The organism is Pelagicoccus enzymogenes, from assembly GCF_014803405.1.
Lineage (GTDB): Bacteria > Verrucomicrobiota > Verrucomicrobiia > Opitutales > Opitutaceae > Pelagicoccus > Pelagicoccus enzymogenes.
Genome location: NZ_JACYFG010000014.1, coordinates 1 through 4253, shown reverse-complemented (window position 1 = coordinate 4253; position 4253 = coordinate 1). Strand labels below are relative to the sequence as shown.

At 49.4% G+C, this 4253-nt stretch carries 7 protein-coding genes; all 7 read left to right on the top strand.

Going from position 1 to position 4253, the window contains the following annotated elements:
* Positions 1–837: IS91 family transposase (locus IEN85_RS09930; protein ID WP_191616948.1), on the top strand; the 837-nt coding region annotated here is incomplete at its 5' end.
* Positions 838–1131: 294 nt separating this feature from the next.
* Complete coding sequence (locus IEN85_RS09925; protein ID WP_191616946.1) at positions 1132–1533, top strand: hypothetical protein; 402 nt, start codon at positions 1132–1134, stop codon at positions 1531–1533.
* Positions 1534–1664: 131 nt separating this feature from the next.
* Entirely contained in the window at positions 1665–2087 is a 423-nt protein-coding gene (locus IEN85_RS09920; RefSeq protein ID WP_191616945.1) for a hypothetical protein, read from the top strand.
* 81 nt (positions 2088–2168) lie between these two features.
* Complete coding sequence (locus IEN85_RS09915) at positions 2169–2576, top strand: hypothetical protein (protein WP_191616944.1); 408 nt, start codon at positions 2169–2171, stop codon at positions 2574–2576.
* 153 nt (positions 2577–2729) lie between these two features.
* On the top strand, positions 2730–3206 hold the full coding sequence (locus IEN85_RS09910; RefSeq protein ID WP_191616943.1) for a hypothetical protein: 477 nt from the start codon (positions 2730–2732) through the stop codon (positions 3204–3206).
* 10 nt (positions 3207–3216) lie between these two features.
* Positions 3217–3741: a hypothetical protein gene (locus IEN85_RS09905; RefSeq protein WP_191616942.1), complete on the top strand. Its 525-nt coding sequence runs from the start codon at positions 3217–3219 to the stop codon at positions 3739–3741.
* A gap of 23 nt (positions 3742–3764) precedes the next feature.
* A complete protein-coding gene (locus IEN85_RS09900; RefSeq protein WP_191616794.1) occupies positions 3765–4133 on the top strand; it encodes a hypothetical protein in 369 nt (122 codons plus the stop codon).
* The last annotated feature ends 120 nt before the right edge of the window (positions 4134–4253 follow it).

Genomic DNA, 4253 nt, shown 5'->3' with positions numbered 1-4253 from the left:
GTCCGCTACAACGAAGCCGCCATATACGACCTTCTCTTCGCGGCGAGCTCGGGCACGCTCAAAAGCTTCTTCGCCTCCGACCGCCGCTTCGGCGGCAAGGGCGGCTTCTTCGGCGTCCTGCACACCTGGGGGCAGCGTCTCCAGCTGCATCCGCACGTCCACTACGTCGTGGCGTGCGGCTCGCTGGCCGACGGCGTATGGCGCGACGGCAAGGGCAGCCTCTTCGACGTGAAGAAGCTCTCGAAGGTCTTCCGGGGAAAGTTCCTCAAAGCAGTCCAGAGACTCCACGCCAAAGGGAAGCTTACGCTTCCCCCCGGCTGGGGCCCCGGCAGGTTCCGCGGAGCGCTCAGGCTCTCCTCCCTGCGCCCATGGGTCGTCTACACCAAGGAGACCTACTGCGGCCCCGACAAGGTCGTCGAGTACGTCGGCAGGTACGCCCACAAGGTCGCCATATCCGAAGGGCGGATACGCGAGGTCGGCGAAGGGAGCGTAACCTTCGAATGGAAGGACTACCGCCAGGACGGCGCCAAGAAGCTCGCCACCGTCGCCGGAGGCGACTTCGTGAGGATGTTCGCCCAGCACGTGCTCCCCGCCGGCTTCCGGCGCATCAGGTACTACGGCTTCTGGAATCCCAAGGGCCTCGATCAGGCCCGCCAGTCGATCAAGCAGCAAGGGCTCGCTCTGGTCGATATGGTCAAAGCGTTGCTGGCGGTGGCGGCGAACATCGAGCTCCGCCACCAGGAGCATGGCGTACGCTGTCCCAGTTGCGGGGATCTCGCCTTCGAGGCCGAGACCCCAAGCTTCCACTCGCTGCTCGACCTTCTCGACAGCTCGTGAAACGCGAAACGCCCAGGTCCGCCTCAAGCTTAGCGACAGGACAAGCCCTGCCGCCTGGCAACGCATTTGACCGATCCCAATCAAGCTATGGATTTAACGGATATCCGGGCTTGCTGACTAAGTAGAAACCGCATATCGAAGATAGCAAATGAAGCCAGAAGCATCGTTCAGCCGCCCCGCTCGCCACCGGATACCGAAGCCCTCCGCCCCGATAAACCCATAAAGAAAACATCCTCGAACAAGACGTTGCACCCACTCCGCTTCGCTGCGTCGGGTGAACTTAACGTTCTGCAAATGATGAAAACAATTATCCTAGTATGCCTCGTCGTTTCATTGACGATCATCGGACATTCACAGACCCCAAAACTGGGCTTGGGCTTTTTCCTGTTCAAGGACGCGGAAACAGATGAAACCATAGATGAGATTTCGATTCAGTTTCCACACGAGCCAGACTACGCAATCGATCAAGGCGCATTGAAAAAGAACAAGGAAGAGAAAGGCATTTCGTACACCATTGTTCAGCATCCCGCAGGATACACTGAGATTGTCTTTATTTCCCATGATGCGAAGACATTCGTGATAAAATCAAAGAACTATGAAGACTCCGAATTGGTTATTACCCCAAAGGAATATTACACACTTTCTAAAGGTCCAAACTGGACACCAGAAACGATCAAGTTGAAGAAGAAAAGATGAAGCAGAACCAGACAGTCGATACAACTCGGGCCAAGCGCCCCGAGTTGTGGACGCAGCAAGGGCAAATCGACCCTATTTCTTTCTCAACGGGCCTTTAGGCCCTCGCGTATCACTTTGACGTTGTAGAAGAAATGAATAAAGAAGCCAGAATTCGAGATTTTGCTACGCAGTTCTTTGATCGGATGTGTAAGTGGGAGACCAACTGTGCGGACAGGATGGAATCAGTCGATGCTGGCGATCTCACAAACGACGAAGCCTGGAGGCTCATTCGAGTCGAAGCTAAAGAGATAGAAGAACAGTTTTGCACCGAAGGAGGCAGTGAACTAACTGGTGACGCCTTCTCGAATTTTCCACGGTACGACATCGAAAAGATTGAAAAAATCGATGAGGTTTCAGAGGGGGTGTACCGTTTGGTAACTACACGATTCCTACCGAAAATCTTAAGCGAGAAGTATCGATACGTAATTAAAGAGCAGAAAAACGAATCACTTCGATTTGCTAGTCGTGAATACTACTCGGAGTTTGAGGACACTTGGGAGATTCACCACTACTAGATAAGGAAGAAACTACAACCAGTCGTAGCAGGCAACGAGCGCAAGCGCTCGCCGCCTGTACTCTGCGTTGGCAGAAACAAAATGATCAAACTTCTGAGATACATCGCATTTCTCCTCGCAATTCTAAGCACTGGATGTGCTAACGAAGTCGAAAACCGCCTTTTCTACAACCTACCCCAAAACAAAAAGATCACTCTAATCACTAATCCAAAGATAGAACTGATCGGTATCGTATTTGAAGATAAGGCCACAGGGAAGAATCGAACGGCCTATTTGAAGAATTCGGTTCAGTTGAGAGAAAATGGATACGCAATGAGAGGTTTGGAGCATCGGTTCTACATTGGCGGCTCACCAGACAAGTACGACGACGAAAACCTACCATTCATATTCACCCGCATCTTCACCTTGCATGGAATCAGTGATGATCCTGTCGATCTGAACACATTCCTAGATGATCCAGAGTCTTATTCTGATGTATTCAAAAACTGAGAGAAAGAACTATGCCAACAAGGCGCTCGATACAACTCGGGCCAAGCGCCCGAGTTGCGGAAGCAGCAAGGACAAATCATGCCCTACTCTGTCACAACCATCAATCTAGGCCCTCGCGTATCAGCTTCACGTTAGCTAGAAAATAACCAACCAATGAAATACCTCCCAGTAATCGCGATCTGCATTTCAATTCTAAGCTTGGGAATTTCTTGGTATTCACTCTATCGGGATAAATCTCGTCTGACTATCAGAGCGAACATTTTCACCGACCAAAAGAGCAAGAAGGTTCTCGAAATTCGTGCCGTAAACGTGGGAAGACGCCCACTGTACATAAATTGGTTCGGGTTACGTCATGGAAAAGAAACCTCTCGAACTTCGATAGTTCCATACGAGTTCATCGACCTAAAAGAGCAACTTGAGTCGATGGAACACCACAAAGCCAAAGAGCCGTTTGTGAAATTGACCGAGGGAGAAATGTTTAGGCATTGCATCACGCGGGATGACGCATCGACTTTGTTCATGGCAGGAGTCGAAGAATTCGCTGAAAAAGTTTGGATTGAGGATGCCCTCGGCAAGCGTTTTTGCATTCCAGGCATCAAAAAAACACTGAAACAATTTTATAAACAATAGCTAACCAGTCGTGCCATACAACTCCGGCCAGCGCTCCGCGCTAGCCTCCGCGTATGCACTCAGCGTTCAGCAAATAATGAGAAAGAAGCGATTCAAGCATCACGTTCATATCTTCTGCCACATGTTTTGCGGTTGGCAGATCGTGAACGATCACAAGCGATTGCTTGAGATGCAAAGCGGAGAACTGAAGATCAACGTTCTTTCCGCCGAGTGCGCGCATAACGGCAACAGAATTGAACCGCTACTTATCGCCGAAACGATTCGGGACTGGTTTCTTGAGGATCTGAAAACTCAAAGAATAGAAAACAAAGATATAGAAAAAGCTGAATTGATCGTTGAATTCGAAGTATCCAAAGATTTGAAGAGTTCGAAGTCAGCACCGAACATTGAGCACAGATTCGAGTGCACAGGCATTCTTGAGACTGAAGATACTCGATATCTTGAAGAGTTCGAAAGCATCGATGGAAATCAAAGAATAAATCGAGCTGAACAAGTCAGCTCTCACAACTCCGGGGGCTGCGCCCCCTCCGCGTGAGGCTTCGGCGTTCTACAAAAAAAATGAAAAGATCATTGCTTATCACTATCGTCATACTTGGCGTGATCTCTTCAGCTTGGGCAGTAATCAAACTCAACACTCCAGAAGAATGGAAATGCCTCGAATCGGAACTAAAAAGCGAAGCATTCCCTCACACATACCAAGAGCCCAGCCTGTTCGACAACATCGTACAGAATGACGGAAAAGTCATCACCCACTACGATCTAAAGACAAAAGAAGAATACCAACGACTGCTAAAAAAGGATTTAATATATGGATACTATGTGAACTGTCGGCTACACGAAAATGGAACAATTGATTACGAAAAGATATTCTACCTCCATGGGAAAGAATTCGTTTTAGGAAAAGGAACGATAAAAAATATTAGGTAGAACAAGTCGCTCCAGGCAACTGCGGCAAACGCTCGCCTCTTTCATTACGAACCCATGAAAACCAACCACCCCAGTAATCCAAACGATAGTTTAGGCCTTGTCGCCTGAGCTCTGCGTTGG